The organism is Corynebacterium sp. UMB10119B, assembly GCF_030228125.1.
Taxonomy (GTDB): Bacteria; Actinomycetota; Actinomycetes; order Mycobacteriales; family Mycobacteriaceae; genus Corynebacterium; species Corynebacterium pseudogenitalium.
Genome location: NZ_JASPBG010000008.1, coordinates 1 through 26,491 on the forward strand (window position 1 = coordinate 1; position 26,491 = coordinate 26,491).

The 26,491-nt window shown below is 63.2% G+C and carries 29 protein-coding genes; 14 read left to right on the plus strand and 15 right to left on the minus strand.

Translation table 11 applies throughout. From position 1 onward, the window contains the following. Positions 1–130 precede the first annotated feature (130 nt). Entirely contained in the window at positions 131–868 is a 738-nt protein-coding gene (locus QP802_RS07195) for a PspA/IM30 family protein (RefSeq protein WP_256001171.1), read from the minus strand. Beyond that, positions 868–1,242, minus strand: a complete 375-nt coding sequence (trxA, locus tag QP802_RS07200) for a thioredoxin (RefSeq protein ID WP_070975350.1) — start codon at positions 1,240–1,242, stop codon at positions 868–870. Before trxA ends, QP802_RS07195 begins: the two co-directional genes overlap by 1 nt. A 93-nt stretch (positions 1,243–1,335) precedes the next feature. Between trxA and QP802_RS07205 the strand changes: the two genes are divergently transcribed. Both QP802_RS07205 and QP802_RS07210 read left to right on the plus strand, forming a co-directional pair. Continuing rightward, positions 1,336–1,536, plus strand: coding sequence for a heavy-metal-associated domain-containing protein (locus QP802_RS07205; RefSeq protein ID WP_071565750.1), 201 nt, complete (start codon positions 1,336–1,338; stop codon positions 1,534–1,536). Next, on the plus strand, positions 1,536–3,725 hold the full coding sequence (locus tag QP802_RS07210) for a heavy metal translocating P-type ATPase (protein ID WP_284818065.1): 2,190 nt from the start codon (positions 1,536–1,538) through the stop codon (positions 3,723–3,725). The genes QP802_RS07205 and QP802_RS07210 overlap by 1 nt, the downstream gene beginning before the upstream one ends. Here the strand turns inward: QP802_RS07210 and QP802_RS07215 are convergent. The 9 genes from QP802_RS07215 to QP802_RS07255 all read right to left on the minus strand — a co-directional run bounded on the left by QP802_RS07215 (position 3,715) and on the right by QP802_RS07255 (position 11,742). Continuing rightward, positions 3,715–3,909, minus strand: a complete 195-nt coding sequence (locus QP802_RS07215) for a hypothetical protein (protein ID WP_070361729.1) — start codon at positions 3,907–3,909, stop codon at positions 3,715–3,717. The genes QP802_RS07210 and QP802_RS07215 overlap by 11 nt on opposite strands. Positions 3,910–4,038: 129 nt before the next feature. After that, a complete protein-coding gene (dnaB, locus tag QP802_RS07220) occupies positions 4,039–5,511 on the minus strand; it encodes a replicative DNA helicase (protein WP_071573828.1) in 1,473 nt (490 codons plus the stop codon). A gap of 436 nt (positions 5,512–5,947) precedes the next feature. Further along, positions 5,948–6,400, minus strand: coding sequence for a 50S ribosomal protein L9 (gene rplI / locus QP802_RS07225; RefSeq protein ID WP_070361727.1), 453 nt, complete (start codon positions 6,398–6,400; stop codon positions 5,948–5,950). A 47-nt stretch (positions 6,401–6,447) separates the two neighbouring features. Further along, the gene (locus QP802_RS07230) at positions 6,448–7,011 is read right to left on the minus strand and encodes a single-stranded DNA-binding protein (protein WP_284818067.1); all 564 of its coding nucleotides are present in this window, start codon (positions 7,009–7,011) and stop codon (positions 6,448–6,450) included. A 41-nt stretch (positions 7,012–7,052) separates the two neighbouring features. Next, positions 7,053–7,349: a 30S ribosomal protein S6 gene (rpsF, locus tag QP802_RS07235; RefSeq protein WP_070361725.1), complete on the minus strand. Its 297-nt coding sequence runs from the start codon at positions 7,347–7,349 to the stop codon at positions 7,053–7,055. Between the two features lie 136 nt (positions 7,350–7,485). Next, a complete protein-coding gene (locus QP802_RS07240; RefSeq protein ID WP_083329391.1) occupies positions 7,486–7,674 on the minus strand; it encodes a hypothetical protein in 189 nt (62 codons plus the stop codon). Continuing rightward, positions 7,602–9,116 carry a glycosyltransferase family 87 protein gene (locus QP802_RS07245; RefSeq protein ID WP_256001173.1) on the minus strand — a complete coding sequence of 505 codons (1,515 nt, stop codon included), beginning with the start codon at positions 9,114–9,116 and terminating at the stop codon, positions 7,602–7,604. Before QP802_RS07245 ends, QP802_RS07240 begins: the two co-directional genes overlap by 73 nt. Before the next feature lie 10 nt (positions 9,117–9,126). Next, positions 9,127–11,244, minus strand: a complete 2,118-nt coding sequence (locus tag QP802_RS07250; RefSeq protein ID WP_284818182.1) for a transglycosylase domain-containing protein — start codon at positions 11,242–11,244, stop codon at positions 9,127–9,129. A 135-nt stretch (positions 11,245–11,379) separates the two neighbouring features. After that, positions 11,380–11,742, minus strand: coding sequence for a DUF5318 family protein (locus QP802_RS07255; RefSeq protein ID WP_070478730.1), 363 nt, complete (start codon positions 11,740–11,742; stop codon positions 11,380–11,382). 97 nt (positions 11,743–11,839) lie between these two features. On the opposite strand from QP802_RS07255, the gene QP802_RS07260 reads away from it, so the two are divergent. Genes QP802_RS07260 through QP802_RS07270 form a run of 3 tightly spaced genes read left to right on the plus strand, consistent with a single transcriptional unit; the run spans position 11,840 to position 13,748 of the window. Then, complete coding sequence (locus tag QP802_RS07260) at positions 11,840–12,289, plus strand: MarR family winged helix-turn-helix transcriptional regulator (RefSeq protein WP_070361721.1); 450 nt, start codon at positions 11,840–11,842, stop codon at positions 12,287–12,289. A 14-nt stretch (positions 12,290–12,303) separates the two neighbouring features. Further along, positions 12,304–13,263 (plus strand): universal stress protein, encoded by a 960-nt coding sequence (locus tag QP802_RS07265; protein WP_071573823.1) that lies wholly within the window; start codon positions 12,304–12,306, stop codon positions 13,261–13,263. Between the two features lie 2 nt (positions 13,264–13,265). Next, the gene (locus QP802_RS07270) at positions 13,266–13,748 is read left to right on the plus strand and encodes a hypothetical protein (RefSeq protein WP_070478589.1); all 483 of its coding nucleotides are present in this window, start codon (positions 13,266–13,268) and stop codon (positions 13,746–13,748) included. Here QP802_RS07270 and trhO read toward each other — a convergent pair. Beyond that, the gene (gene trhO, locus QP802_RS07275) at positions 13,711–14,619 is read right to left on the minus strand and encodes an oxygen-dependent tRNA uridine(34) hydroxylase TrhO (protein ID WP_070478587.1); all 909 of its coding nucleotides are present in this window, start codon (positions 14,617–14,619) and stop codon (positions 13,711–13,713) included. The genes QP802_RS07270 and trhO overlap by 38 nt on opposite strands. A gap of 10 nt (positions 14,620–14,629) precedes the next feature. After that, positions 14,630–16,123, minus strand: coding sequence for a DUF1846 domain-containing protein (locus tag QP802_RS07280; protein ID WP_256060309.1), 1,494 nt, complete (start codon positions 16,121–16,123; stop codon positions 14,630–14,632). Positions 16,124–16,359: 236 nt separating this feature from the next. On the opposite strand from QP802_RS07280, the gene QP802_RS07285 reads away from it, so the two are divergent. From QP802_RS07285 to QP802_RS07305, 5 genes are all read left to right on the plus strand, one after another. Next, the gene (locus QP802_RS07285; RefSeq protein ID WP_284818072.1) at positions 16,360–17,154 is read left to right on the plus strand and encodes an Fpg/Nei family DNA glycosylase; all 795 of its coding nucleotides are present in this window, start codon (positions 16,360–16,362) and stop codon (positions 17,152–17,154) included. 16 nt (positions 17,155–17,170) lie between these two features. Continuing rightward, on the plus strand, positions 17,171–18,598 hold the full coding sequence (locus tag QP802_RS07290; RefSeq protein ID WP_284818073.1) for a bifunctional ADP-dependent NAD(P)H-hydrate dehydratase/NAD(P)H-hydrate epimerase: 1,428 nt from the start codon (positions 17,171–17,173) through the stop codon (positions 18,596–18,598). Between the two features lie 282 nt (positions 18,599–18,880). Next, entirely contained in the window at positions 18,881–19,891 is a 1,011-nt protein-coding gene (locus tag QP802_RS07295) for a hypothetical protein (RefSeq protein WP_256022166.1), read from the plus strand. A 10-nt stretch (positions 19,892–19,901) separates the two neighbouring features. Continuing rightward, positions 19,902–20,948, plus strand: coding sequence for a hypothetical protein (locus QP802_RS07300; protein WP_256005706.1), 1,047 nt, complete (start codon positions 19,902–19,904; stop codon positions 20,946–20,948). A gap of 66 nt (positions 20,949–21,014) precedes the next feature. After that, on the plus strand, positions 21,015–22,127 hold the full coding sequence (locus QP802_RS07305; RefSeq protein WP_284818183.1) for an MFS transporter: 1,113 nt from the start codon (positions 21,015–21,017) through the stop codon (positions 22,125–22,127). Here the strand turns inward: QP802_RS07305 and QP802_RS07310 are convergent. Together QP802_RS07310 and QP802_RS07315 are read right to left on the minus strand one after the other, a co-directional pair. Next, positions 22,119–22,772: an ABC transporter ATP-binding protein gene (locus QP802_RS07310; RefSeq protein WP_284818078.1), complete on the minus strand. Its 654-nt coding sequence runs from the start codon at positions 22,770–22,772 to the stop codon at positions 22,119–22,121. The genes QP802_RS07305 and QP802_RS07310 overlap by 9 nt on opposite strands. Beyond that, positions 22,773–23,744 (minus strand): ABC transporter permease, encoded by a 972-nt coding sequence (locus QP802_RS07315; RefSeq protein ID WP_284818080.1) that lies wholly within the window; start codon positions 23,742–23,744, stop codon positions 22,773–22,775. A 90-nt stretch (positions 23,745–23,834) separates the two neighbouring features. Here QP802_RS07315 and QP802_RS07320 point away from each other — a divergent pair, with 90 nt between their 5' ends. From QP802_RS07320 to QP802_RS07335, 4 genes are all read left to right on the plus strand, one after another. Next, on the plus strand, positions 23,835–24,983 hold the full coding sequence (locus tag QP802_RS07320; RefSeq protein ID WP_071573815.1) for a sensor histidine kinase: 1,149 nt from the start codon (positions 23,835–23,837) through the stop codon (positions 24,981–24,983). Beyond that, positions 24,976–25,587, plus strand: coding sequence for a response regulator (locus tag QP802_RS07325; RefSeq protein ID WP_252931375.1), 612 nt, complete (start codon positions 24,976–24,978; stop codon positions 25,585–25,587). Before QP802_RS07320 ends, QP802_RS07325 begins: the two co-directional genes overlap by 8 nt. A gap of 29 nt (positions 25,588–25,616) precedes the next feature. Then, a complete protein-coding gene (locus QP802_RS07330; protein WP_256008662.1) occupies positions 25,617–25,796 on the plus strand; it encodes a hypothetical protein in 180 nt (59 codons plus the stop codon). A 118-nt stretch (positions 25,797–25,914) separates the two neighbouring features. Then, positions 25,915–26,316, plus strand: a complete 402-nt coding sequence (locus tag QP802_RS07335; RefSeq protein WP_256008663.1) for a hypothetical protein — start codon at positions 25,915–25,917, stop codon at positions 26,314–26,316. Positions 26,317–26,491: the final 175 nt, after the last annotated feature.

Consider the following 26,491-nt stretch of genomic DNA (forward strand, 5'->3'; position numbering starts at 1 on the left):
AGCATAGACAGGCGCTGAGTGCATAACTACGAGACAAAGTCCCTCGTGATGCACTCCAACAAAACATCCGCAGCCCCTTTTCGGGGAATACTACAATCCTGTTACTACAGTTTGCGGCGCTGAGGTTTTCCTAGTCCTTGTTGTCCTCGATTTCCTTCGGGGCCTCGGAAGAGGACGAAGCCGACTTGCCGCCGGAAAGCTCGGCGCGGATCTGGTCGAGGCGGGCGCTGGCGGCGACGTCGCTGCCGGCCGACTCGATTTCGGTCATCCGGTCCGTCATGGAGGACTTAGCCAGCTCCTGCTCGCCGAGCGCCTGGGCGTAGCGGCGTTCGATCTTGTCCCGAACGCCGTCGAGGGTCGGGACGTTGTCGTCGCCGCCGAACTGGTTGAGGGAGTCCATGGTCTTGGTGGTCTGCTCTTGCATTTTCGCCTGGTCAAGCTGGGATTCCAGCTGGGAGACCTGGGCGAGCTGTTCCTGCAGGCGCGCCTCGGATTCCTTCTGCTTCGCTTGGGCTTCCTGTGCGGCTTGCTCGGCGGCGGCGTAGGCCTGCTTGGTTTGCTCGAGTTCCTGCTCGACGGACACCAGCTGGGTGGCGATGACCTCGGCGGCGGCGTCGTCGTTCGTTTGGAGGGCGGTCTTGGTCTTCGCCTCAAGGTCCTGTTGGGATTTGAGCAGGCGGTCCAGTTTCATGCTGAGCTGGTTGCGGTTGCCAATGATGGCGGCTGCGTGCTCAGTGATTTCTTGGTGCTGCTTCTTAGCGGCGGCGACGGCCTGCTGGATTTGCACCTTCGGGTCGGCGTTTTCGTCGATCTTGGTGTCGAAGGACTGCATCAGGTACTTCCAGCCCTTTACGAATGGGTTTGCCATTACTGTCCCTCCTGCGCGTTTTGGGCCTCGACCTGGCGGCGGACCTCGTCCATGTCGAGTGCTTTGACTTGCTCGACAAGGTCGTTGAATGCGGATTCCGGCAGGGCACCGGCTTCGCGGTAGACCATGATTCCGTCGCGGAACACCATGAGCGTCGGGATTGCCTGGATATCCAGGGCGACCGCTACTTGCTGGTATTCCTCGGTGTTGAGCTTCGCGAAGGTCACATCCGGGTGCTTCTCGGAGACCTTTTCGTAAACAGGCGCGAACTGGCGGCAGGGGCCGCACCAGGACGCCCAGCAGTCGACGATGACAATGCCCTCTCCGAGAACGGTTTCCTGGAATGTTTCCTCAGTGAGGTCGGTTGTGGCCATTAGGTAGCTCCTTTTCGTTTTTTGTTAGATTGGCAGCTATCAATGCAACACTAACAAGTGCGGGGCGATTCCCGCAGGAAGGAAGGAAATATTATGGCAACGCAAACATTCCAGGTTGAGGGCATGAGCTGCGGGCATTGCGAGCTCAGCATCCAGGAAGAGGTCGGGGAAATCCCGGGCGTGACCTCGGTGAACGCTGATCACACAACCGGCAAGGTTGTGGTTGAGGGCGCAGAGGTGAGCAGGGAGGACGTCGATAAGGCGGTTGAGGAAGCGGGGTTCAAGCTGCTCTAATGTCGAATGCACAGATAGAACTCGGCGTTTCGGGCATGACGTGTACGTCGTGCTCGTCGCGGGTGCAGCGAAAGCTGAACAAGATGGAGGGGGTCGAGGCGTCGGTGAACTTTTCGACGGAGACCGCCTCCGTCGAGTACGATCCGGCGCTCGCGGACCCTGATGCGTTGATCAAAACGATTCGGAACGCGGGCTACGATGCGTTCACGGTCACTGACGCCGACGAGCCGCTTGACGACGCCCCCTCCGAACCCGAGCGCGACACCCTCCTGTGGACCATCGTGTGGTCCGCTGCGGTATCGCTGCCGGTGATGTTGGTGTCGATGATTCCGGCACTGCAATTCCCGTACTGGCAGTGGGCCGCATTCGCCGCGACGACCCTGGTGTATTTCTCGGCAGGGTCGCTTTTCCACCGCGCGACATTGGTGAACTTGCGTCACGGCAGCATGACCATGGACACACTGATTTCCATGGGCACCACGGCCGCCTACGGGTGGTCTATCTATGCGCTGTTCTTCGGCAACGCGGGCGAACCGGGTATGAGAATGCGCATGAGCCTGGTGCCGAACTCGGCCGGGATGGACGAGGTCTATCTGGAGACGGTGTGCGTCGTCATCACGTTCTTGCTGCTTGGGCGCTGGTTCGAGAACCGCGCGAAGGGGCGTAGCTCCGAGGCGTTGCGCAACCTGCTGCACATGGGGGCGAAGGACGCGACGGTGCTGCGCGACGGCGTGGAGACGCGCGTGCCGATCGCCGACGTGAAGGTCGGCGACACGTTCGTGGTGCGCCCAGGCGAGAAGGTCGCGACGGACGGCACGGTGGTCGAGGGACGCTCGGCGATCGACGCCTCAATGCTCACCGGCGAGTCTGTTCCTGTCGACGTCAAGGAAGGCGACGACGTCACGGGCGCGACCCTGAACACGCACGGCCGACTGCTTGTGCAAGCAACACGCGTTGGTTCGGACACGACGCTCGCGCAGATGGGTCAACTGGTCAAGGACGCGCAGGCAGGCAAAGCGCCGGTAGAGCGGCTGGTAGACAGGATCGCGCAGATCTTCGTCCCGACCGTGATCGCTATCTCGGCGGTATCCCTGGTGGTGCACCTCCTGTTGGACTACAGCGTGGCTGCCGCGTTTACGGCGGCGGTGGCGGTGCTGATCATCGCGTGCCCGTGCGCGCTCGGCCTGGCCACCCCGACCGCCATCCTGGTGGGTACCGGGCGCGGCGCCGAGCTGGGCTTGCTGATCCGCGGCCCGGAGATCCTGGAATCTACCCGCCAGGTGGACACCATCGTGATGGACAAGACCGGGACCGTCACCACCGGCGAAATGACCGTGGTTGACGCGAATGGCAGCAGCGACGCCCTCGCACTCGCCGCCGCGGTGGAGGCACACTCGGAGCACCCGATCGCCCGTGCCATCACCGCTTACGTCCAGGACGCTCGCACCGAGTCCGTCACCGACTTCCGGAACGAGCCCGGCATCGGCGCCAGCGCGACCGTTGACGGCAAGCACGTCCGAGTCGGCAGGCCATCGGGTGACCTGGGCGAGTACCGTGGTGCCTTCGACGCCATGGAGGCGACGGGCGCGACCGTGGTCGCCGTCGAGGTCGACGGCGCGCTTGAAGGGGTTATTGCGGTGCGCGACGCCGTGAAGGAAGACTCCCGGGTGGGCGTCGAAAAGCTGAAGGAGCTGGGGCTCGAGCCGCACCTGCTCACGGGCGACAACCGCGCGACCGCGCTCGCCGTGGCGAAGGAAGTGGGTATCGACGCCGCCAACGTCACCGCCGGCGTACTCCCCGCCGACAAAGTCGAGCTCGTGCGCAGCCTGCAGGACGCGGGCAAGCGCGTAGCGATGATCGGCGACGGCGTGAACGACGCCGCAGCGCTCGCGCAGGCCGACCTTGGCATGGCGATGGGCGCCGGTACCGACGTGGCCATCGAGGCCTCCGACATCACCCTGATGAATAACTCGCTGGTCAGCGCCGCCGACGGCATCCGCCTGTCGCGCGCGACGCTGCGCACCATCAAAGGCAACCTGTTCTGGGCCTTTGCTTACAACGTGGTGCTCATCCCCGTGGCAGCCATCGGGCTGCTCAACCCCCTGCTCGCAGGCATAGCGATGGCATTTTCATCCGTGTTCGTGGTGACGAACTCGCTGCGGCTACGCCGCTTCCGCGCTACGCGCTAAACAGGCCGCGGAGGCGGTGCAGGACACCGCTCGGCTGGGAGGTGGCGGCCAGCTCGTCGATGCTGCGGGGGAGGTTCAGCAGCATCGTCGAATCCTGGTTCTTCGCGACGGTAATACGTTCCTCTAATTGGGCCACCGTGTGGGCGCACGCGGACGGTGCGTCGTGCATCATTCGGACAGACATTGTGACTTTTCCTTCGTTCGTAACTGTGTTAGGCCACAATGCTAGCCAGAAACGCGCAGCGTGTCATGCATGGCGAGCCAACCCTAAGCAAGGGCAGCCTTGGCTGTCCACCCCCGGACGGGTGCAGGATTAGCCGTGCGCCATGTTCACGAAGCGCGAGTAGTGCAGCTGGTGCGCAACCGGAATCGTGTCGATTGGCCCGCCGCGGTGCTTCGCCACGATGATGTCGGCTTCGCCGGCGCGCTCGTCGTCGCGGTCCTGCGAGTCCGGGCGGTAGAGCAGGAAGACCATATCGGCGTCCTGCTCCAGGGAGCCGGATTCGCGGAGGTCAGCGAGCTGCGGTTTCTTGTCCGTGCGGGCCTCGGGGCCACGGTTGAGCTGCGAAATCGCGATCACCGGTACCTCGAGTTCCTTCGCCAACAGCTTCAGGTTACGGGAGAACTCGGAGACCTCCTGCTGGCGCGACTCCACTCGCTTGCCGGAGCTCATCAGCTGCAGGTAGTCCAGCACGATCAGGTCGAGGCCCTGCTGCTGCTTCAACCGGCGCGCCTTCGAGCGGATCTCCATCATGGTGAGGTTGGGGGAGTCGTCGATAAAGAGTGGGGCGTCCTGGATCTCCTCGAGGCGACGGGTGAGCTTCTCCCAGTCCTGCTCCCCCATCTGGCCCGAGCGCATCGAGGACAGCTTGATCTCCGTTTCGGCGGAGAGCATGCGCATGATGATTTCGGACGCGCTCATTTCCAGCGAGAAAATCACTGAGGTCTTGCCCTGCTGGATCGAGCAGGAGCGCATGAAGTCCAGTGCCAGCGTCGACTTACCGACGCCCGGGCGCGCTGCGATGATGATCATCTGCCCTGCGTGCAGGCCGTTGGTGAGCTTGTCCAGGTCGATGAAGCCGGTGGGCACGCCCTGCTCCAGGCCACCGCCCTGCGCGATGGCCGCGAGCTCGTCGACGGTGTCCTGCAGCAGGTCGCCGAGCACCTTGTAGTCCTCGCCGGCATTCTTGCGGGAGATCTGGAAGAGCTCCTGCTGAGCGCGGTCCACGACGGCGTCGATCTCCATGCCGTCTTCGCCCTCGTAGCCGAGCTGCACCACGTGCGTACCTGCGTTAACCAGCTGGCGGAGGATCGACTTCTCCTCGACGATCTCCGCGTAGTAGCGGGCGTTGGCGGCCGTCGGCACCTCGGAGATGAGCGTATGCAGGTAGGGGGCGCCGCCGACACGCTCAAGCTCGTTGTTACGGTCCAGCTGGCCTGCGACGACCACCGCGTCAATGTCGGATCCGTGCGAGTACAGGTCCGTGATGGTCTTGTACACCAGCTGGTTCGCCGGGAAGTAGAAGTCCTCCGGGCGCAACGCGTCCGAAACATCAGTGATGACGTCCTGGTTGAGCAGCATGGCGCCAAGCACGGAACGCTCCGCGCGCTCGTCGTGCGGGGGCTGGCGGTACTCCTTCAGGTCCTTGCGGCCCCGGTTAAAGTTCGACGACCCGCCGTCCCACTGGCGTGGCTCCGGTGGCACCGAGGACTCCGGAGGCTCCGGTGGTGGAACGTAGTCGTCGTCAAAATCGTCGAAGCTCGCGGCACTCGAGTTCTCAGCCATGCAGCACCCTTTACCCTTTCGTGTTGCACAACAGCGTACCGGATACCCCAGACATTCACGTACCGCCAGTTGAGTTATCCACAGGGGCTGTGAATAGTTTTCCATTGCGCCTGGGATCTATCCACAGGGGGTGTGCACAACGTGTGGAGAGTGTGTGGAAAAGGCATCGAAAGGGCACGCTGCAGCGACCTCTTCGCAGTTCACACCACTTTTATTCAAGACGGTACCCATTGGTACCCCCAGTGGAAAACCCGCTACCAGCCGGTTTGACTAGGCGCTTGCAGTGCGCTAAACACACTGCCGCATGGGCGCCACACCACCTAGCTGTGGAGAGTTATCCACAAGCGCAGGTAGGCAAACGAAAACGGGCCCCGCTCCTCACAAGCGGGACCCGTTCTCAAGCTGTTGTCGTTGGACTACCTATCGGTAATCGTCGTTATTTGCTAACGACCTCGAAGTTCACTTTGCCTTCCACGCTGTCGTGGAGGTTCACCTTGACCTGGTATCCACCGGTCTTGGTAACAAGGCCCTTCGGTACATTGATGCGGCGCTTGTCCAGGGATGGACCGCCGGCTGCCTTGACAGCTGCTGCGATGTCGCCAGGCTTGACGGAGCCGAACAGCTTGCCCTTCTCGGAGGTACGCACTGGCACCTTCACGCCGGTGAGCTGGTCGAGCTGATCACGCAGCTCCTTTGCGTGGTCCAAGTCGCGGACCTCGCGCTCCTTCTGTACACGCTGAATATCACGGATCTGCTTCTCTGCACCGCGGGTGGCCGGGATAGCCAGGCCACGTGGGAGCAGGAAGTTACGGCCATAGCCGCCCTTGACCTCGACGATCTCGCCTGCCTCGCCAAGGTTATCAACGGCAGCGGTGAGGATCAGTTTCATGAATCCTAACCTTCCTTGAGTTGAAAATGCTTATGTGTGGGAAATGCTTAGAACGGGGGCTCGTCGTCCATCCCGCCGAATCCACCGGCAGGTGGAGCCGAATTCCACGGATCGTTTTGTGGCTGCGACTGCTGTGCCTGCTGCTGTTGCTGTGCAGGCTGCTGCGGTGCCTGACCAAACCCACCCATGTTCTGAGGCTGCTGCTGTTGCTGCTGTGGGCGACCGTAGCCCGAGTTGCCCTCGCGTGGCGTGCGCTGCACGTTCGCGGTGGCGTACTTCAGGGACGGGCCTACCTCATCAACTTCGACCTCAAACACGGTGCGGTTTTCGCCCTCGCGGGTCTGATAGGAGCGCTGCTTCAGGCGACCGTTGACGATAACGCGCATGCCCTTCGTGAGGGACTCCGCCACGTTCTCCGCCATCTGACGCCAGCAGTTACAGGTCAAAAACAGGGCCTCGCCGTCTTCCCACTGATTCGTGTCGCGGTTGAACTGGCGTGGCGTGGAAGCGATGCGGAAGTTCGCTACCGCTGCACCACTTGGAATAAACCGCAGTTCCGGGTCCGCAACCAGGTTGCCGACGACGGTGATCGGTGTATCGCCTTGTGCCATTGTTTTGACTCCTTCGTTTCCGTGGTTCCGAAAGCCGTTCTTTACTTGTCGGTTCGCAGAACCTTGGTGCGCAGCACTGATTCGCTCAGGCTCAGCACACGATCGAGCTCTTGGACGGTATCTGCTGCGCATTCAAGATTGATGACAGCGTAGATGCCCTCTTCCTTCTTGTTGATTGGGTACGCAAGACGCTGCTTGCCCCACACATCAACGTTTTCTACCTTGCCGTTTTCCTTACGGACGATCTCGAGGAACTTGTCCAGGGACGGGGCAACGGTGCGTTCATCCTGCTGTGGATCGAGGATGATCATTACTTCGTAGTGACGCACGGACCTCATCACCTCCTATGGTCTAGATTTGAATGTTTTCGGCCGCCGCATTGTGCGGTGGCAGGAGGGTCGTTGCGTCAAGCAACCCCACCAGCGTACCCCACCCGTTACGCTGGGCAAAATACTTCTCGACGCCCCATCCGCCCTACTGCGGGTTCGGCGCTGCAACGAAGACCGCGAGGATCACCGGAATGACGGTAATGAAGACAAAAGCGGCTAGCCCGTAGCCGACGGCGCGGGGGATTTCTTGACGGTTCGTCGCTACGAACGCTGCGGCGATGAAACCGAATCCGACTGCGATTGAGGCGATTCCGGTAACGGTTGCGGATCCCATGCTGGCTCCTTCCAATCTTCAGGGGTAGTCAGAAGCGGGTCGTGGCCGTTGTGCGCGGCGGCGACCTTGTCCTCGCGCTTGCCAAACATCTGCTGGATAACCAGCACCATAATGGCGATGATGAGTGCGTCGCGGGAGATGATGACGGTGTCCAGCAGCGCGCCCGGGGCGCCCTTTTGGTCCTCGCCCATCATGTGCCACATCAGCACTGGCCACACCATCATGTCCACGGTCATCCAGGTCAGCAGCAGGCGCCAGTACGGCAGGGCAAGGACAGCGGGAACGATGAACCAGATGGAGTACTGGGGGCTCCACACCTTGTTGAAGAGGAGGAAGAAGCCGACGATGAGCACGAACAGTTCGGCGACGCGCGGCGTGCGCGGCGCCTTCAGGCCAAGCACGAGGACGGCTGCGCAGCCTGCGAGGAAGAGCACCAGCGTAACCGTGTTCAGGATGACGGGGGCTCCTTCGCCACTGTCGAATCCGCTCCACCCGAAGACGCGGTTGATCACTGCGTAGATGGTGGTCCACTCCCAGCCGCGGTCGGTGTTCAGGCGGTTGAACTCGTTCCATGCCTCCGGGTTGTGCAGGTACACCGGCAGGTTCACCGCGACCCAGGTCAGAGCCGTGGTGGCAACCATCTTGAGGAAGGGCACGAAGGTGCGCTTCCTGATCGCCAGCACCAGGTATGCGCCGAGGATGAACAGCGGCCACAGCTTGAACGCGGTACCGGCGCCAATCAGCACGCCTGCCAGCCAGTACTTCTTATTCCGCACGGCGAGCATCGCCGCCACCACGAAAAAGATTGAGGGGATGTCCCAGTTGGTAAACAGGTGCATGATTAGCAACGGGGAACCGACAACGAGCAGCGTGTCCCAGATTCGGTTGCCGGCAAGCTCCGCCACCATGCGCGCCGTAACCACCCAGATGGCGGCCAGGATGAGCACTGTGACGTAGAAGTACCAACCGGACTCCGGCAGGATGCGCGAGACTGCGAAGTAGGTGTTGCGGGAGATGAACGCGCAGAACTGCTGGAACAGGCCGGCGAGCACCGGGTACTCCATGTAGCGAGTCAGGTCGCCCTCAACCCAGGAGAAGTCGTAGACGAAGCCCGGCTGGTCCAGGCCGCGGCCGCCGTACAGCGGCAGGATGTCGTTATAGCAAAAGGAGGTGTACTGGCGGTTGCCGTCCCAGTTGACCTGCATCACGCCGGCGTCGTCAAGCTTGCCCATCGCGCAGTTTGACTTTGAGAGCGCGCCGAGGCCGATGAAGACGTAGGCGAGCGCGAAAATGGTGCGCAGCGGCGTCCAGAACTTAGAGCGTCCAATTTGGGCAAAGCGCCCCATAGGTCCGCCGAGGAACTCAACCCAACCGCGGGCGGCGGGTTCGGTGAGGGCTGGCTGGACGCGATCCTTCGGGTCAGGCCACGTGGTTGCTGTCATCGTTGCTCCGTTATCCAAAGATATCGTTTATAACCTGGTCGATTGCGTCCTGTACCGGGTCCGGCCGCGGCGCGGGCGCCGGTGCTGGCGCCGGAGCCGGAGCCGGTGCGGGGGCTGGTGCCGCCGGCTGGCCAGGTCCGGCCTCGCCTGCAGGGGCGTCGGCGACGCTGCTCGGCGCTGCCGCGTCCGACGGGGTGCCCGTGGTCGAGTTACCGGAGAAGCCACCGTAGTAGCCGCCCAGGTTCACGCCGCCCGAGTAGGGGTTGACGCCCCAGTACACAGGGGATGCCTCAGGGAAGTACTCGAAGTCCTGGCCCTGCAGGAGGGAGTCCAGCACGTTCTTCCAGATCCGGCCTGGAGTGTCGGCGCCGAACATGTTGCCGCCGTAGGAGTTGAAGATCGCCGAGGTGTTGTCGGCGGTACCGACCCACACGGCCACGGCGAGCTGCGGCGTCGAGCCGACGGTCCACGCATCCTTGTTCAGGCCGGTGTTACCAAGCTGGGCGGTACCGGTCTTCGCGGCGGACGGGCGACCGCCTGCCAGCACGGCGTTGGAGTACGGGACGACGGACTGCATCGCCTTGATCACGTTGTCAGCGACCTGCTGGGAAACGCGGCGTTCCGTGTAGCCGGGGTCGAACTCGTAGAGGACCTCGCCGTAGGCGTCGGTGACGCGCTGCACGAAGTGCGTCGGGTGCGCCAGGCCGCGGTTCGTCAGCGTGGAGACGGCGGTGGCCATGTCGAGTACACGGGACTGATACTGGCCCAGCACGATGCCCTCGTAGGGCTGGCCACCGTTTTCACGCAGCGTGACCGGGATGCCCGGGATGGAGCGGGCCACGCCGAGGGCGTGCGCCATGTCCGCGGTGTCCTGCGTGGTGTTGTCCAGGTCATCCTGGATGCGCATGAACGCGGTGTTCGAGGAGGTGCGGGTGGCGTCGAGCATGGAGAGCATGCCGGAGCCGCCGCCGTCCCAGTTGGTCACTACGTGGCCGCCTGGCAGCGTCACAGGGGTGGCCGAGTACATCGCGTTGAGCGGGATGCCCTGCTGTAGGGCCGCGGCCAGCGCGAAGATCTTGAAGGTGGAACCGGTCTGCAGGCCTGCGTTGGCGTAGTCCCAGCCGGAGGGGTCGTCGCCACCGTAGTAGGCGCGTACTGCGCCCGTCTTCGGGTCGATGGCCACGACGCCGGTGCGGGCGTCGTCCTGCAGGAGCGAAAGCTGCTCGCGGGAAATCCGCTCGACCTCTGACTGCGAGTTCGGGTCAATCGTGGTGGTGATCTTCAAACCACGGTTGGTAAGGTCCGACTCGGAGATGCCAATGGTGGCCAGCTCCGTCATCACCTGGTTCTTAATCAGGCCGTTCGGGCCGCTGGCCTCGGTGTAGGCGGAGTAGGTCGCCGGATCGCGGGTCTCCGGGTACTGCAGCCCGGCGCGCTTCGCAGGGTCGAGCTTGTTCGTCTCAACGAGCCCGTCCATCACGTAGTTCCAGCGGGCCTTCGCACCGTCCGGGTTGGTCCACGGGTCAAGCTGGCTCGGCAGCTGGATGGAGGACGCAAGCACGCCGCCCTCCTCCAGCGTCAGCTCGCTGGCCGGCTTGTCGAAGAATGCGTGCGCGGCAGCCTCGATGCCGTATGCGTTGCGCCCGAAGTAGACGGTGTTGAGGTAGGCGTTGAGGATTTCTTCCTTGGTCCAAGAGTGGGTCATCTTGATGGAGTAGACGAGCTCTTTGGCCTTGCGCTCGTAGGAGTGCTCATTGCCGACCAGGGCGTTCTTCACGTACTGCTGCGTAATCGTGGAGCCACCACCGGCTGATGCGTTGCCGGTAAGCTGGCCTATCACGGCGCGGCCGAAGCCGGTGAAGGAGAAGCCGGAGTTGTCCCAGAAGTCGCGGTCCTCGGCGGCGAGGACGGCGTTTTGCACGTCAACTGGCACCTGGTCCAGCGGGATCTGAACGCGGTTGCCCTCCGGCGGCACGATGCGAGCCAGGTCGGTTTTGCCGTCGTTAAAGTAGAGGTTTGAGATCTGCGCCGTTTCGATCTCATGCGGCTCCGGGATGTTCGCCCGCTGGTAGTTCCAGATAAACCACACAGCTGGGATGCTGGCCAGCAACACCACGAGCAGGAGCATGGCTAGGACCCATTGGCCCGTCCGCGACCGGGACTTGGATGGGGTCTTGGTTTTCTCGTCTACGTTAGTCACACATTGTCCCTGTACGATCACCTACAGAATTGCTACAGCACACACTACCCGTACCGGGCGTTTTTACCGCACTGGAGTGGCGGTCCATTCTTGCAACAAGTGGTTCCAGTGGCAGTGGGGGCACACTTCCACCTTGTGCACGGTGATTGGGCCGACCTCACCCACAAGGGTGTCAATCTCGGCCTCGCTGCGTGCGGTGCCGGTGCGCCGCCCAAGCTTTTCGCTGTACACCCAGCGCACTTCTCGCATGTCACGGCCACAAATTGGGCAGTTTCTTTTCGACGCCTCTCCGTGATGTTCTGCAGCTGCGCGGAGGAGGAAGTCGGCGTCGCAAAGCTCTTCTTTGGGAATGTGCCCGGCGTGATAGGCGCGAAGGGCCGCCCGGCGTTGCCATTCGTGCGAAACTTCGTGCTGGTAGGTGAACATCGCCGCCATACTAGCGCAACAACATAGTTTCCTTCGCCTATGTATAGAATGATGCGTTGCACGTTTTGTTCGTCTCTTTTGTACAAGGCAGGTCCTTATGGCTGATCGTCCTGACCCGTTGGAGTTGGCACAGCGTATTCGCCCGGCGATGACGAGTTTGTATGTCGCGTATTTCCGAAATACGGAACGCTCCGACCTCACCGGCCCCCAGCTTTCGATCTTGCGCCGCCTCGAGGTGGAAGGGCCGAGCCGGATCAGCCATATCGCCACGTCAGAGGGCGTGCGAATGCCGACGGCCTCGAACACCATCAACCAGCTGGAGAAGCGCGGCCTAGTGCACCGCACGCGCTCCGCGGAGGACAGGCGCGGCGTGCTCGTCGACCTGACTGACCAGGGCAAACGCGAGCTGAGGCGAGTGGGCAAGGAGCGCACGCAGTACCTCGCGGATATGCTCGCCACGCTTGATGACGCCTCGCTGCAGCAGCTCGACGCCGCCACCGAGGCAATTAATACCCTGGCAGACGTCTACGCGAACCCGGAAAGCTAATACACTAGGTCGGTATGGCGCCACGATCTTTCTCTTCTGAACTAGCCCAGTCCTTTGAGTCTGAGCGCCCACTTCGAGTGCTCGTTGGTTGGGATGCTTCCAACTCGGAGGCGATCGAGTTCGCCGCCTGGCTGGGGCGGAGCCTGCCCGTGACGGTGCGGGTTGCGGCGTCGGTGTCGGGTTCGTGGACGAAGTCGCTGTCGTCGAAGAAGTACGACAAGTGGCTGCAGAAGCAGCGAGACACCATCAGCGAGAAGGCCACGAAGGCGCTGAAGCACGAGTTGCCGCGTTCGCAGTGGGCGGACCCGGTGGCGCAGGTGCTGGAGCGCGGCAGCCTCGCGGAGTGCCTGTTCGAGATGGCGGACGGTTTCGAGGCTGATATTTTGCTGCTCGGCTCGAAGTCGAAGACGTCGAAGGGTCGCTTCCGGCCGACCTCCGACGCGGACGAGATGATGCACTCCTCCCCGCTTCCGCTGGGCCTGGCGCCGAAGGGCGTGCAGCTTTCGAAGAAGGGCATCACCCGCGTCACCTACTCGCTCATCGACTCTGGCGCGGTGCAGCCGAGCTTCTCCGGCCTGGCGTACGCCACCACGCTCGCCTGCCTTCTCGACGTCCCGCTGCGCATCATCGCGTTTTCCCCCAGCGAGGGCGGCGGTTTCGACGACCAGGAAGACCAGATGGAGTGGAACGAGGCCGCGCTCGGCCTGTTGGACCGCGCACGCGACTCGGCGTTTGCTGTCGCGGAACACCTCGGGCCGGAGCACACCGAACGTCTCGACGTCTCCACCTTCGTCGCCACCGGCAAGGGTTGGAAGAAGGCCATCGACTCGGTGAAGTGGAAGAAGGGCGACATTTTGTGCCTGGGCTCGAAGTCCTCGGGCCCGCTCAAGCGCGTGTTCGTTGGCACCCGCGAGGGCGAGTTCATCCGCTTCGCCCCCGTGCCCGTCATCGTGTACCCACGAGGGAAGCACTAACCATGGCTGACGTGTTTGACCACCCCGAAAACGATCTGCATTCCGGCGCGGACCGCTTCTCCCGCGTCCGGCCGGAGCCTGCCAGCTTCGACGAGCTGGCCTTAGAGCCGGACCCGCTGGAGGTCGCGCGGCGCAACAAGGCGTCGACGAAGCAGGCGATCACGCTTGCGGTGGTGACGGTGCTTGGCACGCTGCTGTTCGCGTGGGCACTCGCCGCCGTCGCCCGCGTGCAGGGCGGCCCCCTGTGTGAGGCCGGGGACGCGACGTGGCTGTGCACCGAGTCGTGGCGGACCTGGTGGGCCGTCGTCACCTCGATTCCGCCGGTGGCGGGCCTGCTCACCTGCGCGGTGCTGATGGTGCGCAAGCTCAACCGCTACGAGCGCTGGATCCCCTGGATGGGCGTGTTCTGGCTGCCCATCGTGCCGTTCACCATGTGGTGGCTGACGGTCACGATTGGGATGCTGGCGCTTGATGCGACGCACTAGCGCAATCTGCGCAGTACGGGTTCTCCTCCCGGCAGGCCTCGCAGCTTAAGTACTGGTGGCGGCACTCCGGTTCGTTCGCGCAGTTATAGAACATGTTCGACGGCGCCCCGCAGTGCACGCAGTGGCCCAGCTGCACATAGTCCGGGTCATTCTCCGGGCCGAACTCGGTGTGCATCCGCTTATCGAACACGTACAGCGAGCCCTCCCACAGGCCCGAGTTGCCGTACTTCTCGCCGTAGCGGACGATGCCGCCGTCGATCTGGTAGACCTCCTCGAAGCCGCGGTTCTTCATCAGGCTGGACAGGATCTCGCAGCGGATACCGCCGGTGCAGTAAGAGATGACTGGCTTGTCCTTCATCCAGTCGTACTTGCCGCTCTCCAGCTCCTTGATGAAGTCGTGGGTGGTGTCCACGTCCGGGACCACGGCGTTCTTAAACTTGCCGATCTCGGCCTCGCGGGCGTTGCGGCCGTCGAAAAACACAACATCCGGGTTGTTGGCCACCAGCTCGTTGACTTCCTCCGGCTTCAGGTGTGTGCCGCCCCCGACGACGCCATGCTCGTCCACCTTCAGCTCGCCCGGCGCGCCGAACGCCACGATCTCATCGCGCGCCTTGACCGACAGCTTCGGGAAGTCCTCCGCGCCGCCCTCGGACCACTTGAACTCGATGCCCCGGAAGTACTCCTTCGTCTTCTTCACGTAGGTCTTGCAGGCCTTAATGTCGCCGCCGACGGTGCCGTTGATACCGTCCTTCGAGATCAGGATGCGGCCGGTCAGTCCCAGGCCCTCGCAGAGGTCGCGCTGCCAGAGGCGTACCGCGTCCGGGTCCGCGATGGGCTGGAACTTGTAATACAGGAGGATCTTGCTCGTCATGCCCACGAGTCTAGCGCTTGTGGTAGAGCCCCTTCTTCCAGTACTTCGGCTCCGAGGTCACCAGCACGCCCAGGTTACGGAAGATGCCCTCGTCGACGGAGCCGAGGATGGTGCTGGTGTGCGCGTCGCAGCCACGCAGGTTCTTCAGCTGCTCCAGCGCCGCCGCCGCATCACTACTTGTCGACGCCGACACCGACAACGCAATGAGCACCTCATCAGTATGCAGCCGCGGGTTCACGGACCCGAGGTGGCGCGTCTTCAGCGTCTGGATCGGCTCAATAGAATCCGGGGACAGCAGGTGGACAGAATCGTCGATGCCCGCGAGCACCTTCAGCGCATTGAGCAGCACCGCCGCCGACGGGCCCAACAGGTCCGTAGTCTTGCCGGTCACGATGGTGCCGTCCGGCAGCTCCAGCGCAGCGCCCGGCGAGCCGGTGGCTTGTGCGACCTCCAGGGCCGGAGCGACCACCACGCGGTCCTGCGGGGTCACCTCCGCCTTGCGCATGATGTTCAGGATCCGGTCGGAGACGGTGTGGTCGGTGTCGTCGCGACGCTCGTCCACGAGCGTCTTGTAGTACCGGCGCACGATCTCCTGCTTCGCGGCGTGGCGGCAGGCGGCGTCATCACTGATGCAGTAGCCAGCCATGTTCACGCCCATGTCCGTCGGTGACTGGTACGGCTCCTCCCCCGTCACCTCACGCAGCAACGCCTTGAGCAGCGGGAACACCTCAATGTCGCGGTTATAGCTGGTGACGGTCTCCCCGTAGGCGTCCAAGTGGTACTGGTCGATCACGTTGACGTCATCAAGGTCGGCCGTCGCGGCCTCGTAGGCCAGGTTCACCGGGTGCGACAGCGGCAGGTTCCAGATGGGGAACGTCTCAAACTTGGCGTAGCCAGCGTTAATACCGCGACGGTGCTCGTGGTAGATCTGGCTCAGGCACGTGGCCAGCTTGCCGGAGCCCGGGCCCGGTGCCGTCATCACGATCAGGTCGCGGGACGTCTCCACGTACTCGTTGCGGCCGAAGCCCTCCTCGGATACGATGCGCTGCGTATCATGCGGGTACCCGGCAATCATGTAGTGGCGCGACACCGTCAGGCCCAGACGCTGCAGCCTCTCGATGAACGCCTCCACCAGCGGGTTCTCACCCTCCAGCTGGGTCACCACCACATTCTCGACGAGGAACCCGCGTTCCCTAAACACGTCCACGAGGCGCAGCACGTCCTCCTCGTAGGAAATCCCGAGGTCCGCGCGCATCTTCTGGCGCACCACGTCACCCGCGTTGAACGCAATCACGATCTCGACCTCATCCTTAATGCGGTCCAACATCGCAATCTTGTTATCCGGCGTAAACCCCGGCAGAACGCGGGAGGCATGATTGTCGTCGAAGAGCTTGCCACCCATCTCTAGGTAGAGCTTTCCCCCAATTGCTTTTCGTCGGGCCGAAATGTGCTCCGACTGCATCGCAATGTACTTATCCCGATCAAATCCAACGCTATATGGCATGGAACCTGAAGTATACCGGGCCAGCGCGCGCATCTCTATTTGTGCACGTTGGGGCGGGTTGGTTCCCGTCGACCTCTTACGGTCGACCAACCCTGGTCAGCGCGAAATCAGGTTTTTGGCGTCGAAAAGCCCCAAATTGCCGTGACCTGCATTGGTCGACGCTAAGAGGTCGACCGGAGCGGAAGCGGGTGCGCACTGTACCTTAATCGGTGAGATATAAGGAGTAGCAGAGTCCAATGCCCGAAGGCCACGTCATCCACCGCCTCGCCCGCCACTTGAACGACACGTTTGCGGGGCAGCCCATCGAGATTTCCTCCCCGCAAGGACGTTTCGACGTCTCCCCGCTCGCTGGCGCCACCCTGACGGAGGCCCGCGCGGTGGGCAAGCACCTGTTCCTGGAGTTCTCCACGGCGACGGTGCATGTGCACCTGGGCCTGATTGGTTCCTTCCGTTTCGAACCGGCGGAGGACGTGTGGGGCCAGATCCGGCTGCGGCTGGCCAACGAGGACGTGGCGGCGAACCTGCGCGGCCCGCAGTACTGCCGCTACGTCTCCCCACCGGAGGAGCAGGCGATCCTGGACCGCAGCGGCGAGGATCCCCTCGATCCGGGCGCGGATCCGGAGGCGTTGTGGAAAAGGGTGCGGGCGTCGAGACGCACGATTGGGTCATTGATGATGGACCAGCAGTACTTCGCGGGCGTGGGCAATATCTATCGTGCGGAGCCGCTGTTCCGCCTGGGTATTTCGCCGTTTGTGCCGGGCTGCGCGTTGGACCATGGGGAGTTCCTGCGTCTATGGCAGGACGTGCGCGAGCTGATGGAGTACGGGATGGAGCACGGCCGGATAGATACTGTGCGCCCCGAGCACAGCCCCGAGGCGATGGACAGACCACCCCGGAAGGACGACCACGGCGGTGAGGTCTACGTATACCGCCGCGCCGGCGAGCCCTGCTTTGTGTGCGGCACGCCGATCGAGGTGCGCAAGTACGAGGGCCGCAATTTGTTCTGGTGCCCCTCCTGCCAGGCGGAATAGCGCGTAGAATAGCGGAATGTTTGCTGCACCGTTTGCGTATTCCGCCGCGGAGATTCGGGCCGCGGAAGCTCCCCTCCTTGCCGCCGAGGCGTCTCCTGACGCGTTGATGCAACGCGCCGCGCATGCTGTGGCGCGCGTGGCGCGCGCGATGTCGGGGCCGCGAGAGCGTGTGCTGCTGCTGGTGGGTCCGGGCGGCAACGGTGGGGATGCGCTTTACGCGGGCGCGGAGCTCGTCAGGGAGGGCTGGCACGTCGAGGCTTGGCTGCCGCTGGGCCGGGCGCAGCAGCGTGGGCTGGATGCGTTTGTGGGGGCCGGAGGTGGGGTCGTCGAGAAGCCTGGGGTGTGCGACCTCCTTATCGACGGCCTCTTCGGCCTCGGCGGCGCCGGCGACCTGCCCGACGCCGTCGCCGACATCGAGGCGAGCCAGGTGCTTGCCGTGGACGTGCCGAGCGGCGTGGATGCCGACACCGGCGAGGCCGGCCACAACGCCCTGCAGGCGGACGTGACGGTAACGTTCGGCGGGTGGCGCTACGCGCACGCCCTCTCGACGCGCTGCGGGAATGTACTGTGCGCGGACATTGGCCTACCGCTGCCGGAGAGCCACGTGCGGACGTACCGCGCGGTGCCCAACACGGGCCTGGACCTCGAGGGCATCAGGCCGATGGGCCCGGTGCCGGTGAGCGTCAAGGAGCCCGGCGCCGATGACGACAAATACACAGGCGGTGTGGTCGGCATCCACGCTGGCAGCGGTACGTATCCCGGCGCGGCGCTGCTGTGCACGGCTGGCGCGGTGACGGCGACACCGGCGATGGTGCGGTTTGCGGGCGCGCAGGCGCTCGAGGTGGTGCGGGCGCGACCGGAGGTTGTGGCAACCCGCGAGCTGGAGCAAGCCGGTCAGGTGCAGGCGTGGGTGTGCGGCCCTGGCATCGGGCTTGATGAGGAGGCGGATGCTGCCGTCGATTGGGTGCTGCGACAGGGTGTGCCGGTGGTGCTCGACGCGGATGCGCTCACCCTTGTGGCCCGCACACCGCGCAAGTTGGCGCGGGTTGTGGTGACCCCGCACGACGGTGAATTTTCACGCCTATATACAGGTATGACCAACGATCGCGTCGAGGAGACTGCCGACTGCGCACGGGCGCTCGGCTGCACGGTGGTCCGGAAGGGGCGTGCCACGGCCGTTTCAGACGGCCAGGAATCCATCCTTATCGACGCCGGCTCCTCCTGGGCCGCCACACCCGGCTCCGGCGATGTGCTTGCCGGGATTATTGGGGCTCGTGTGGCGCGCGACGGGATAGACGACGTCCTACTTTTGGCCCAGTCGGTTCAGGTACACGCGGTGGCTGCGTGGCTCGCTTCCCGGACACCGTACGGCCACGCACAGACTTCTGCTAGCGAAATTGCATCCAATGTGCGTAGCGCTACGGCGTGGTGCGCACGTTTTTAGCAAAAGCAGTGTATGTGGGTCTAAATTACACCGCTGTAATTTAATGCCGATGAACTGCATTTTCACCCTCCACACCCCCAGAAAGGGTTAGGTGGGGTATGGTCCCTTTGTTTGGTTTGTGGCTTCCTTAAATGTAGATGTTGAACAATCCCGCAAACACATGTCATGGACCTGCGAGTATGTGAATATTAAGGTTTATTTACGGTTTTTCCTGGATAAATACAGAAACACGCGTCAACGAGCGAATACGTTTCCGCAGCTCCCTCGGCTACACTCAGAAATATGTTCAACAATCGGAGACTCCAAGCAATCGCAATCGCGCTCTCGCTCGGCGCGTGCGCCATGGTCGCCCCTTCCGCTGAAGGCGCAACCGTTGGCGAGAATGTCTCCGGCGTATGCTCCATCCGCCTTAACGCCGAAGAGACAAAGCTTTATGAGCAGTCGAAAGGCAAGGCGGCAAGCTTCGACGTCGACAAGGCGTGGAAGCTCGCATTCGAGCAGGCTTTCCCAGCAGCCAAGATGCACGGCGAGAAGCTGTACAACGATCTGAAGTCGGACTTTGCGTACCAGCAGCAGTTCCAGCCAGATCCTCGCCCGAAGCTCGCTGAGCTCGCTAAGCAGGTCGCTGAGGACTCGGAACTGCCAGAGTCTGTCGCACTCGACTACGTCACCCACAAGTGGAGCGACGCAGTCGTGGCAGGCTTCGAGAACCCGGGTCGCCTCCCAGAGATCCTGGAGTACGACAAGTACTTCGAGAACGGCGAGATCCCAGCCTCGAAGCAGTCGTTCCGCGCACCGGAACCAGTCTTCCCGACCATCGGTGACCGCGACGCCCTGATCCAGGAGAAGAAGGACCAGTTCAAGGGCCTCACCGACGAACAGGCAGCTGCTTGGGTTGACCAGTTCGAGAACCAGGAAGGCGTCGCAGAGACCCGCACCATGGCGGAAGTCGAAGCAGCGCTGAACCAGTCGAAGGACAACTGCCGCGACGGCAAGTCCGGCATCGTGCTCTTCCCAACACAGCACTCCAACCCGGACGCAGTTTCGCAGGGTGCTGAGGGCACGGACCGTAACAAGGAACAGCAGCCAACCACCACGCCTTCCTCTCCGACCACCACGGTTTCCGTTGACGTTCAGGTCAACCCATTGAACGGGAAGACCACCGTGAACGATGAGCCTTCGAAGACAGTCGATACGAGCGATAACTCGGCTGCCCTCATCGGTGGCATTGTTGGCACCATCGTGATTGCAATCCTGGCAGTCCTCGGCCTGACGGCAGCCAAGATGCTGTAATCTCATCTCCATGGAGTCTCGGAGATTTTTCACTGGCGTTGTAGCCCTCGGGCTCAGCGCCAGTTTGTTGTCTCCAGTCGCGGACGCCGCCGTCATCGGCCCCCAAGATCCCGCAACGAAACTCTGCGCGTTCTACCTCTCCCCCGCCGAATACGCCCGCCTCATGAACGCAGCGCGCCTCCACTTCTCCGCGCCCGAAAAAGAGTACGCGCTGGACTATCAAACATTCCGGCAAGCATTTCCGGAGCTGGGGAAGGTCGAAGAGGACGTCTATAAGCGGATTAGGGAAGAGGAAGGGCGAGAGTTTCTCGCTCCCAGCAACTTCGCGCGGCCCGACTCGCTGCAGCACACGTACGCGGTTGAGGCCTTCACAGAGGCGGGGCTGCCCGCGAGTGTCGCCGAGTGGTACCTGTTCAAGTACAGTCCGCAGCGCACCACACCGCAGGCGTCGGCGGATGACGTGCTGACCTACCACTACTACGAACTCATGGGGCAATACCAGGTGCTCGGGCCAGGGCAACGCGCCCTGTTCCGGCCGGTCACCCAAGCCACTGAAACCCCAGACATCGCGCGCGAGCTCCAAACCCGCTTCCCCGGGCTCAGCGACGCCGCCGCAACCGCCTGGGCGCAGCAGTACGCAGACACGTTCTTCTACACCAACCTGCGGCGCGTCAAGGAATACGTCAGCCTACGGGAGCGGGCTGAGCAGCTCTGTGCCGCCGGCGGCGACGCCACCCTGGCGCTCCCGATCCCGCCGAACGCGGTGAATACGGTGGTGCCGCCGATCCCCGAGCCGACCACCAGCACCGCGGTTACGGTGGCGCCGAAGCCCTCGACGCCCGCTGCACAAGCGCCTGCGCCGACCGCAACGGCCACAACGAAGCCAGCCCCAACCACAACCACGCCCGCGCCCACAACCACGACCCCGACCGAGACCGAGGAAGAGAAGGAGCTCACGCCGCTCGCGATCGCCGGGATCGTGCTGGGTGTGCTGGGCGCGGTGCTAGCGGGAGGCACCCTTATCATGCAGGCTCTCAACCTGGGGGCGTTCGCCTAACACGCCCGGTGTAGGTTGTCACGTGTGAGTAAACAGTCGTCGCTTCCTATGCTGCCGTTGTCCGCGATGAGCTTCGCGGCGTTCGTCTACGTCACCTACGAGATGTTCGCGGTCGGCCTGATTCGACCCATGGCGCAGGACCTCGGGGTGACGGAAGGCCAGATCGGCCTCCTCATGAGCGTGTACGCCGGCCTGGTCGCCGTGGTGACCATCCCGCTGATGCACTTCACGCGCAACTGGGACCGCAGGCCCGTCTTCCTGGCCACGCTCGGCTTCCTCGCCGGGGGCGTGATCCTGCAGGGCATCGCGAACAGTTACGCGGTGCTCGTCGCTGCCCGCGTGACCGCGGCGTTTACGCACGGGCTGTTCTGGTCGCTGATCAACCCGATGGCGGCACGGCTGGCGCCGAAGGGAAGGACGGGCAAGGCGGTGGCGACGGTGTCGTTCGGGTCGACGATGTCGGCGGTGATCGGTACGCCGTTGACCACCATGCTCGGCGGGATGATCGGGTGGCGCGGCTCTACCTGGGTGTTGGGCGTCGCGGTGATTTTCTCGGTGGTGGCGTTGGTGGCGTCGCTACCCTCGATGCCGGCGAAGCACCCGGAGCCGGCAACGGGCACAAAGCGGACAAAGTCGGCGATACCGTCGCTGGTCCTCTTCCTGACATTCAACGTGACGGCCGTGTTCACCACCTTCACCTACCTGGCGCTGCTCATGACGACGACAGCCGGGCCGAAGCTGGTCCCGTTCGGGCTGTCCCTCTTCGGCATCTGCGGGGTGATTGGCGTGTTGACGGCGGGCAACACGGTGGACCGGCGCATGATCCGGGTCAACGGGTTCGTCGCCATGCTGTTGGTGGGGTCGGCGGTGCTGGGGCTGCTCGCGCTGGAGACGAAATCGGTGCTGCTCATTATCGCGATGATCATCGTGTTCGGGCTAGCAAACGGGGCGCTGCCACCGTCGGCAACCACGATCTTCCTGCACGCCGGGAAGCGCAACGAAGACCTGGCAAGCTCCATCTACGTGGTGACCTACCAGGTCGGGATCGCGGCCGGATCCGCGCTCGGCGCCGCAGTGGTGGACGCGGGCTTCCTGCCCGGCACGCTGTGCATGACGGCCGGACTGGCGGCCTGCGCGTTCATCACCTTGGCGCTTGGGTCGCGGCCGCGGCTACGCTAGCACCCGCTCGCGCGACACGTGGCCGTCGCGGACGCGGACAACCTCGTCGCTCTCGGAGATGAGGCTGGCGTTGTGGGTGACGAACCCGCAGGCGATATCGTGCTCCTCCACCAAGGTGCGCAGCAGCGCCACGATCTCGTGGGAGCGCTCGGAGTCAAGCGCCGCGGTCGGCTCGTCCGCGAGGATCAGCTTCGGCTCCCCCATCAGCGCGCGGGCGATGCCGACGCGCTGGCGTTGCCCGCCCGAAAGCTGCTGCATACTGCGGTCCCCGAGGCCGTCCAGGCCGACTTCCGCGAGCAGTTCGTTCGCGCGGTCCACGCGGGGCTTCACACCACGGATATGGTCGGTGACCAGCAGCTGATCCCGGACATTCAGCGCCCCGATCAGGTTGGCCTGCTGGAAAATCATCCCGATCTTCTGCAGACGGACTTCGTCGGAGACCGGAGTGGCGTCGACAAGAATGGTGCCACTGTCGGGCTTCAGTAGCCCAGCCGCTGCGGAGAGCAGCGTGGACTTGCCGGAGCCGGACTCGCCGATGATGAATGTGAGGTGGCCGGGGTTGGCGTCGAAACTGATGTTGTCCAGCGCCGTGAGTGTGTCCTCGCCGTCTTGGTACGTGACGGTGACATCCTTCATGTGCAACATTTACGCAATACCTCCCAGTGCGAGCTGCGGCTCAACTTTTGTAATTTGGCGCGTCGCGATGAACGCGCCCACCATCCCGATCGCCCAAATCGCGAGCGGCGGGCCGGCGACCGTGAGCACCGTCAGCGAGAACGGCGCCACCTTCGACGCCGCCAGGCCAATGCCCAGCGCGATCAGCGCGCCGACTGCCGCGCCGATGCCCAGCAGCACCGCCGCCTGGCCCAGTGCATCCTTGCGCAAGTAGCTATTCGACGCCCCAATCGCCTTCAAAATGGCCAGGTCACGGGTGCGCTGCATGGTCCACACCGTCAAGAAGGCCACGATGACCAGCGCCGCGATGGCGTACAGGAAGCCCAGGATCATGTTGAAGGACGCCTGCTCCGACTTGTATGCAGCCAGGCCGTCGAAGGAGTCCTTCATACTCATGCCGCGGTCATCGCTAGCGAGCAGCACCGTGCCGTCGGCGTCGGTGTGCATGGCGGCCTTCCAGTCCTCCGTGTTCACCCACAGGACCGCGGTGTGGGAGAAGTACAAGTCATCCGTGACGGCGTCGACGGTGATCGGGGTGCCGCCGACGGAGAGCTCGTCGCCAGGCGCGACGTGTAGCTCACGCGACGCGACCGCGCCGTCGCCGAGCACCTCGCCGCCTGGCAGCTCCGTGCCCTTCGGCAGACCCAGGATCGAGATGGACTCCTCCTTGCCGTTCTCGCGCAGCAGCAGCGTTTGGCCGGTGCCCAGCGGGACCGTGCCCTCCTCCGCAGTCACGCGCGACGTCATATAGGAAGGCTCATCCATGTCCTGGAAAACGACTGACTTTGCATCCAGTGCCTCCAGGGCCTCCGTGTTCTGCTTGCCCAACCCGTTGGTCAACCCGGTCAGCATCACCACGAGCAACGTGATCAACCCAACCGTGCCAACGATGAGGCCGAAGCGACCCTTGGCTTTCACAATTTCTCTCAATCCGACGAACATGCCCACATTGTGCGTGTGAGCAGGCACATTCCACATCGGGAGCGGGGTTGAACCTCGAATCAACCGTCCGGTTGATCCGCCCTCCATCGGATGTCGGGTGCACCGTCTAAGGTGAGCAACGTGAACACCACCAACCGGATCCTCACCTTCCTGCGCGTCAGCCTGCACGTGCTGGTCGCCGTGCTGCTGTTCGTCGGCATCGCCTCCAGCGGGTGGAACCCGCTGGCCATCTGCATGGCGGTCCCCTTCGCGTTGCTCTACCTGGCCGGGACCGTGGCCTACAACGAAGGCAAGCGCTTCCCCCGCGCTGCTATGTACACCTGGCTCGCCGCCGTCCTCGCGCTGTGGGTGGTCATGGCGCTGCACGCCGCCGAGTTCGTCTGGCTGGAGTTCCCGCTGGTCATCCTGGTCTCCGTGGTGCTGCCCACCTGGTCCGGTATCGCGGTGGCGGCGCTGCTGCTGGCATTCACGCTGTCGGTCACAGCGCCGGGCGCGGGAATCGGCGGGGTAGTCGGACCGCTGCTCGGCACCGTGCTGGCGCTACTGATCTACCACTCCTACCGGGCACTCCGCGCCGAAGCCGACCACTACAAACACCTCGCCTACGAACTCCAGGCCACCCACATGGAACTCGCCGCCGCCGAACACGCCTCCGGCGTCCTCGAGGAACGCGCCCGCCTTTCCCGCGAAGTCCACGACACCATCGCGCAAGGCCTCAGCTCCATCGTGCTGCTCGGCCGCACGCTCGACAAACAAATCACCGAGCCCGGCGCGAAACAGATCCTCGACACCATCCGCGCCACCGCCTCCGACAACCTCGCCGAGGCGCGCCGCTTCGTCGCCGTCAACGCCGGGCCCGCCGAACCCCTGCCACGCAGGCTGGAGGAGCTCGCGCGGGGAGCGGAGGGGCGTCAACAAGCACTCGGGCAGCGGCTCACGGTGGACCTCAACGTCGAAGACGTGCCCGAGCCCGCCGCCGGCGTCATCGAGCGAGTCGTGCGCGAGGGGCTCTCCAACATCGTGCGCCACGCCGGCGCCACCCGCGCCGTGGTCACGGTGGAACAGCTTGGGGACGTCGCCACCGTCGACGTCTTCGACAACGGCCGCGGCATCACCGGGCCCGAAGGCTACGGCCTGCGCGGGCTGCGGGCGCGCGTCGCGGAGGTCGGCGGCACCCTCAGCGTCGAAGGTAACGTACTAGCAGCAAGCATCCCCCTGGGAAAGGACACCCATGAGTGAGATCAACGTCATGCTTCTCGACGACCACCCCGTCGTCCGCGCCGGCCTCCGCGCAGTGCTCGACTCCTTCGGCGACATCACCGTTGTTGGCGAAGGCGCGGACGGGCGCGCCATCGAGCGGATGCCCGACAACGTCGACGTTGTGGTCACCGACATCCAGATGCCGCACGTGGACGGCATCGAAGTCACCCGGCGCCTCGGCGAAGCAGGCGGCCCGCCCGTGCTCATCCTGACCACCTACGACACCGAAGCCGACGTCGTCGCCGCCGTCGAAGCAGGCGCGCTCGGCTACCTGCTCAAAGACGCCCCCGAGGACGAACTCCACGACGCCATCATCGCCGCCGCCCAGCGCAAACGCGTCCTCTCCCAAGAAGTCGCCGGGGTCCTCGCCGAGCGCCTCATGCGCCCCGACGAAGCCCTAAGCGCCCGCGAAATCGAGATCCTGCGCGCCCTGCAGACCGGCGCCTCCAACCGCGCCATCGCCGACCGGCTCTTCATCTCGCAGGCCACGGTGAAAACCCACCTGATCCACATCTATAACAAACTCGGCGTGGACAACCGGACCGCCGCCGTGGACCGGGCAAGGGAGCGCAAGATTATTTAGGTGTTGGTTGGGCGCTAGATTGCTCGGCAGTGCTTGAGCTTGAATCCTTTTCCTTTCATCCTCCCCAGTTTATTATTTGCATCTCGCTGAGCGGCGCCCCTGTCCTTGCCTTTGCCAAAGATGTATTGCCCCGTTGCTTCATTCCGAAGATTTACGACAGCGCACTTCAGCGTGACGACTTTTCCTCGTGGAGGCTTTTTCTGCGCTAGGAAGACTTCTGATGCTGGCTTCGGTGCATAAGCACTAGCACTCGGCGCAACTGAAATTGCTGCCCCCGTTAAAGCTAGACTTACTATCCCGACTACTCATGAACGGAGTGGCTTTCGCATGACCAGTCCTTCTTCCTTGTCAAATGGTGAGCTGCAAGGCTTTTACGAAGACCTTTACGTGTATTGCTCTGAAAAAGATTCTTACGATATTGCAGAGCGTTTCCAGAAGGAACTCAAAGTTTCCTTCTCCGAAATTGACGCTCTTCCCGATTTCACAGTTGGTGAATGCGATGAAGACGAGTATGAACTCGCTGAAGAATTAGAACCTGGTAGCAATCAGGAGAGCTTTCGTCCATACGTGATTACCCAGCACTTCTTCTTGGAAGTCTTAAACCTAAGTGACCAGGTAATTGACCCTATTAGTGATGCTGTTTTCGCAGCCGTTCAACGAGCGACAGAAGATGTCCCATACTTCAGTTTCATGGGTTTTCTCACGGACAATCGCTCTGAGGATAAGTAGAACCGGGTCGAAATCGATAGCTATGGCAGGGCGTGCACCAAATTCCTGCTTTTGCGCTTTGGAAAGCGTGCCTAGGAATTTCCCCAGGTCGCGGCCCCTGCGCAAAGGAATTTGGTGTCATCGTGTTCGGCCCAAACACCAAATTCCAGCATTTGAAAAGCGGCCCCAGGATACC